The sequence below is a fragment of the Lewinella cohaerens DSM 23179 genome (assembly GCF_000379805.1).
GTDB lineage: Bacteria > Bacteroidota > Bacteroidia > Chitinophagales > Saprospiraceae > Lewinella > Lewinella cohaerens.
Genome location: NZ_KB903598.1, coordinates 234,452 through 240,858, shown reverse-complemented (window position 1 = coordinate 240,858; position 6,407 = coordinate 234,452). Strand labels below are relative to the sequence as shown.

The window sequence follows — 6,407 nt, the reverse complement described above, 5'->3', positions numbered from 1 at the left end:
TTTTCTATTGTTACACCTGCTACTGTCATCGTACCTGCGCCGTTCCATAGACCACCGCCTTCCGCCGTAGCGGTATTGCCGCTTACTACGCCGCCAGTAATATTTGCATTACCTGCTCCAGAGATATGGAAACCACCTCCATTACCAGGGGAGCCGCCTGTGGTGTTGTTCGTCAACATTACATTGTTTAGCGACACAAATCCCATTGCGCCCGAGTTGTCTTCGATGCCACCGCCGGCACGGATAGCGCTGTTGCCGCTAATGCTTGCATTGGCAACAGTAAGTGTACCACCAGCGTCATTAAGTACGCCGCCGCCAGAACCTGCTGTTCCGGTAGCCATATTTCCTACAATGGTCGTATTGCTGTTAATCATCACAGTACCTCCTGCATTGAAGACACCACCACCGCCTTGATCGGCACCTGCGCCCGCAGCGGTATTATTTTGAATCATCACGCCAGCAATGGTCATGGTACCTGTACCATTCCAAAGACCGCCGCCTTCAGCGGTAGCCGTATTACCAGTGACAATACCACCACTAACATCAACATTACCAGCACCTGTTACGTGAAGGCCACCGCCATTACCCGGAGAGCTGCCCGTCGTGTTTCCACTCAAAGTAACGTTATTCAGGGTTACGGTTGAACCAGCACCAGAAACATCTTCGATACCACCACCTGCGCGAACAGCGCTATTACCGCTGATGGTTGCGCCTGTAATCGTTAAAGTAGCACCTGCATCGTTGAGAATACCGCCACCAGAACCAGCAGTACCCGTTGCCATATTGGCATTGATCATTGTACTTCCGGTAATTTCTACAGTACCGCTGAGGTTAAAGACACCGCCGCCGCCTTGATCGGCATCATTTCCTGCAGCACTATTGTTTTCAATAGTTACGCTCGCAATGGTCATTGTTCCGGCACCATTCCATAAGCCACCGCCTTCGGCAGTTGCGGTGTTACCGCTTACTACGCCGCCCGTAATATTGACATTACCAGCGCCTGTTACATGAAGGCCACCGCCATTACCGGGAAGGCTGCCCGTTGTATTGCCTGTAAGTGTTACGTCAGTAAGCGTTACCAAACCTATGCCACCAGAGTTATCTTCGATACCACCGCCAGCACGATTGGCTGAATTACCACTAATGGTTGTGTTGATTACCGTAAGACTACCAGCACTAAGGTTAATGATAGCACCACCACTACCGCTAATACCGGCAGCCGTGTTGTTTGTAAGTGAGCTATTGCTAATGGTAAGCTGACCACCAATATTAGCGATGGCTCCTCCTCCTTGGGTCGACATACTACCGAGCGCCTGACAATCATCAATAATCACATCGTCGATGATTAGGGTAGCATCCGTATTAGAGATAGCCCCACCACTGGCTGTAGATGAAGCATTAAAAATTCGTAAGCCACGAATTTCAACAGTAACATCCCCCATAATTTCAAAAGCCTGGAATATTCCAAGACCATTGATATTACTGTTGGCAGAACCATTACCCATAATCACCAAGGATTTATCTATGGTGATCGGTCCGCTGACCAAGTTGAAATTCAAGTTATTGGTTGTTGATGCGAAGACAAGGGTATCTCCGGCTACTGCATCATTCACGGATGCTCTTAAAGAGCCAATGACATCATCTGTATTTGTAGAGATGATAATGCTTTCTGCCTTAAGGGATGATAAGGCGATAAAAAATACTCCAAACAGGAGCATGATCGATTGTTGGACGGTTTGTCGCATAGTATAATGTGGTTAATTGGAGAATCAATTCACACTTACTTACGAGAGAAGGAGCCTAAGTGGATTTATTTTAATAAAAAAAAAGCTATCCCGGCGTGGAATAGCTTCTTTTTAGCACATATAATTGTCCTGTTACCAGGTCATATCTTCTTCATTTTCCAGCTCAACAGGTTCTCCAGAAGTTTTTTTGTAGTTATCCTCCGCATCACGTTGTGCTTCATATTCTTCATGACGACGGGTAAACTCATCGTAATCGTAATCAGGCATCAACTCCGTTTTGACGTAGTTGATCGTATCTTCCAATCCTGCGATAAAGCGGTTAAAATCCTCTTTATACAAAAAGATCTTGTGCCGCTCATAACCATCATTGTTATATCGTTTGGTACTTTCAGTGAGCGTGAGATAAAAATCGTCTCCTTTCGTACGACGCACATCAAAGAAGTAGGTCCTTCTTTTTCCGGCGCGGACTTTATTCGAATATTCACTTTCCTGCCGCTGTCTGTTGTTGTTATCGTTGTCCACGACTACTGATTTTTGATTGCCAAATGAGGTGGTTGATTTATCCCGACAACAAAGTGTTTTGGACTTTACCCAAAACTTCAGTCAGGATATACAGATCAAAGCAGTTGGGCTAAAAGCCCAAACAGCTTTAAATTCGGTATACAAAAGTAAATATTTGGCGAAAAAACCAAAACAAATGGACTAAAAATCAGAGTGCTTCTTCTAAAGACTGCTTTTCGTACATATCGGCATAGTAGCCTTTCTGCTCAATTAATTCCTGATGGGTTCCCTCTTCGGTAATACGGCCATCTTCAAGAACGATGATTTTATCAAAAGAAAGCAGGCTGTAGATACGATGCGTAATGATAATGGTTGTCTTATCAGCCAACGATTCATTGAAGTACCCGAGAATTTGCTTCTCTGTATTTGTATCCACTGCGGAGAGGCAATCATCAAGGATAATGATATCTGGCTTTTTGATCAGTGCCCGGGCGATAGAGACCCGCTGTTTTTGCCCGCCAGAGAGCGTTATACCACGTTCTCCTACCATAGTAGAAAAACCATTCTTTAAACCTTGAATATCGTCATAGACCGCAGCGTACCGAGCAAAGTTTTCAATATCCTCTTGCTTGGCATCTCTTTTACCAAAAGCAATATTATTACCAACCGTATCAGAGAAAAGAAATACGTCTTGAGGAACGTAGCCTATTTTCTCTCGCAGGTTCGCAAGGTCATGCTCCTTGATATTTTTTCCATCAACCAGAATAGTTCCTTCACTTACATCGTACATCCGCAAAAGGAGGTCAGCCATACTGGTTTTTCCAGAACCTGTTTTTCCTACAATAGCTAATTTTTGACCTGGTTCCAGCTTTAAATTCAATCCTTCGAGCGCTTTAATACCTGTATCTGGATACACAAAGGAGACATTGTCAAAATGTATAGAACCGCGCAGTGTCTGGGGACTACCATTACTAACGGGGTTAGAAATTTCTGGTTTTTGAGACAAAAATTCGTTGATTCTTTTCTGAGAAGCGGAAGCTTGCTGGATGATAGAAGCCACCCAACCTACAGCTGTTACTGGCCAGGTAAGCAAATTCACATAGATGACGAATTCAGCAATATTACCGGCAGTGATGGTTCCTTTCACGACTTGTAAACCGCCAATGTAAACCGTCAGGATAGTACTTGCGCCGATCATGACCAACATTAATGGATAGAAATAAGCCTCTACTTTGGCCAAATCAAGCGACTTGTCTTTGAACTCATCCGACTGACTGGCAAAAAACTTGCGAATAGCGCGTTCCTGAACATAACTTTTGATTACGCGAATTCCACTGTAAGATTCCTGAGCAGTACTATTGAGGTTGGAGAGTTGCTGTTGGATGAGATAGCTACGCTTGTTAATAATATTACTGACATAGTAAATACTAATCGACAAAAATGGTAATGGCGCTAAAGAATAAAGTGTCAACTCTACACTCACTTGCAACATGCTATAAACGACCAAAACAACGGTAGAAACCAGGTTGATACCGTATAAAACCGCTGGGCCCAAGTACATCCGTACTTTACCAACATCTTCGGTGATACGGGCCATCATGTCACCCGTTTTATTGCGCTTATAAAAAGCTTGGGTAAGATTTTCGTACTGCTGGAAAATTTCCTTTCGCATATCGTACTCAATGAGGCGAGACATCACGATGATGGTTTGCCGCATAAAGTACATGAATATACCCATGACCAAGGCCAACACCAACACCAGCAAACCATAATAAAGCAAGGTTTTGGCCAATACTCCGTAAAATTCCGATTGAAGGGCAAAACCATCGAAAAGGCGATACATACTGATATGCTCGACCACCAGATCAAAGCCTTCTCTGATCATTTGCGGCTGGAGGACCCGAAAATAATTGGAAAGGGTAACAAACACTATACCCAACAGGAGCCGCGTACGGTATCTCCAGAAAAATTTATTCAGGTACTTTAAATGCTCCACAGTTGTAACTAAAATAAGGTGTAAGAGACAGGGTGCAGAGAATTCAAAAGAAAAAGCAATCAATTTCAATGCGACCGACATCTCAAAATAGACAAGCTGCGCCTAATAAACAAAAGCTTACTGGTAACAACAAGTATAATAACCCTTGCTTAGCAAAAAGGTTGTACAACTTGCCTTTTCAGGAATTATTTACCCTGCGTAGCCTTAAATGCTTCCAACGTTTGAGTTTTAAAATGATCCGCGCCAATGAATTGTAGCTCGGTACCCATTACAGTAGCATCCTTATATCCTGGTGAGATCGTAATGCGATTTCTATTTTCGTCCAAATAAACGAAAGAAGGATAGCTCATGCGATTATCAAGCAAAGCCATTGCCAACTCATGCACACCCCTCCTGCCTACATCGGTACGGTAAACAAAGGTGTGGTTATCATAGAGAATTTCTTCCTTTTGTTCCGCATCCAGTTTTACGGCGTAGAAATGCTCGTTCATCTGCTTTACAACAGCTGGGTCGATAAAGGTACTGGCATCCATGCGCTTGCACCAGCCACACCAATCGGTATAGACATCAACAAAAATCTTCTTAGGCTGAGTTTCCATACGGGAAATCGCCTCTTCCCAACTTAGCCATTCGATGGTGGTATCGTCAGAGGTAGAAGGTTGATCTGCTGAAGTAGCGTTCCAGAAAAATAGGCAGCTCGCGGCCAAAATCAAGCCCAATAGAGGAAAATAACGCATAGCTATTAGTTTTCTACAAAGGTAGGAAGCCCGCTGGGTATTTTGCTCAAAATGCTCTCTAATGATGACTTATTGCTTTGAATTAGCTCGTTTAGGAGAAAAACATTGCAAAAATAAAGTGTTTCAACATAAAAAAGCCCTGCCGTTTCCGACAGAGCCTGTATTTAAAGATGCTCTTGTATTCCTTAGTATTGCGCAGAAAAAAAATGCCATTCTTTTCAGGTTTTTCAAATAGTTAAAACTCTTTAAATGAATCGTTTATTCAACTATTATGAAAAACAGAATCTCATTTTATTTTCGTGCTGTTCCTTAGAATCCTTAAGCTTCTCCCCTAAAATATTTTAAGCACGATACTTCGGTGTGTTTATCGCTTGTATGGGTTTATATGGGTTGTAAGTGCTTTTAGCGTTGTAAGTGTTTGTTCTGATACCTCAAAGATAGGGGCAAGTACAGCGGTAATAACAGCGTAGAAAGGCTTGTTTTATAAAACGGGTGTAGCTACCTGCATCAAGCAGCGTAGAAATACGGATTACCATCCAGGTATTTATACGTGGTTTCAATTATTTTCTCATTTAGCACTATAAAAGCGAGGGCTTTATGCTAAATTAAGCTTCTGAAATTCTTTACCCATAATTCAATATTACTATGTCTAGCCTTTCTTATGCAGCATGGCAAACTTGCTTACCTAAAAATCTACCAACTTTGTTTTATGCCTTTGATGCAAACGACTCCCAAACGGCAAGGGTTGCTGGTTTTAGGATTACTGATCAGACTAAACTTGCTACACTGCTTAGCTCCAACCCTACTCGTCTTCGTATTCGCTTGGGAGTTGATACGACTTACGATTTCAGCGAAATCCCGTCTACCCCAGCAATTCAGTTTTACCTAGAGGGGTTAGATGCATCAGGCAGTACCGCTACCTTGGAATTTGCCTGGGATCCCAATCCACCATTTTTGGAAAAGGATGCCTACGGCCCTAATAGCGGCACAAACGAAATTCCACCCGACGGTGCTATTCTCTTTGCCCGCGCTTGGATGGAAACACCATTCAGTAAGATTGGTGATGCATTTGAAGGTGCTGATTCCAAGAACTTAGTGCAGCGTGTAAAGTACTATACATTCCAAGAAGAGGAAACAACATCCATTATCACTCAATTAGAAGAAGGGCTACTTGGAGGAGACATGCATATTTGTCTCTACTTGGGTAATAGTATTCCGGTAAGTGGCCATCCTTTTGGTTTTCGGCCAGTCATTGAGATTCGTCCGATAGACTCTCCAGCACCGAAGTCCCTGGTTAATGGGAGCCGTAAGAGTACATTTTTTGACTTTTCGTCTCCTTGCCCGCCAGTTTGTAGCCAATGATTCCTTTAAAAACGCACCTCTGAAATCATGGAAGAAAGTGTCGCAAGGTTTTTTATTTCTACCTCA

Annotated in this window: 6 protein-coding genes; 2 read left to right on the top strand and 4 right to left on the bottom strand. The window is 43.1% G+C overall.

Features of this window, described 5'->3' with window-relative positions:
- The 4 genes from A3EU_RS0126640 to A3EU_RS0126620 form a co-directional block, all read right to left on the bottom strand.
- The coding region (locus tag A3EU_RS0126640; RefSeq protein WP_211213974.1) for a beta strand repeat-containing protein at window positions 1–1,745 on the bottom strand (1,745 nt) is incomplete at its 3' end.
- Between the two features lie 132 nt (window positions 1,746–1,877).
- A complete protein-coding gene (locus A3EU_RS31995) occupies window positions 1,878–2,267 on the bottom strand; it encodes a DUF3276 family protein (RefSeq protein WP_020539242.1) in 390 nt (129 codons plus the stop codon).
- Between the two features lie 187 nt (window positions 2,268–2,454).
- Entirely contained in the window at window positions 2,455–4,242 is a 1,788-nt protein-coding gene (locus A3EU_RS0126625; protein ID WP_026211607.1) for an ABC transporter ATP-binding protein, read from the bottom strand.
- 185 nt (window positions 4,243–4,427) lie between these two features.
- Window positions 4,428–4,979, bottom strand: coding sequence for a thioredoxin family protein (locus A3EU_RS0126620; RefSeq protein ID WP_020539239.1), 552 nt, complete (start codon window positions 4,977–4,979; stop codon window positions 4,428–4,430).
- A 61-nt stretch (window positions 4,980–5,040) separates the two neighbouring features.
- On the opposite strand from A3EU_RS0126620, the gene A3EU_RS34425 reads away from it, so the two are divergent.
- Together A3EU_RS34425 and A3EU_RS0126610 are read left to right on the top strand one after the other, a co-directional pair.
- Complete coding sequence (locus A3EU_RS34425) at window positions 5,041–5,214, top strand: hypothetical protein (protein ID WP_020539238.1); 174 nt, start codon at window positions 5,041–5,043, stop codon at window positions 5,212–5,214.
- Between the two features lie 410 nt (window positions 5,215–5,624).
- Window positions 5,625–6,341 (top strand): hypothetical protein, encoded by a 717-nt coding sequence (locus A3EU_RS0126610; RefSeq protein ID WP_044087021.1) that lies wholly within the window; start codon window positions 5,625–5,627, stop codon window positions 6,339–6,341.
- Window positions 6,342–6,407: the final 66 nt, after the last annotated feature.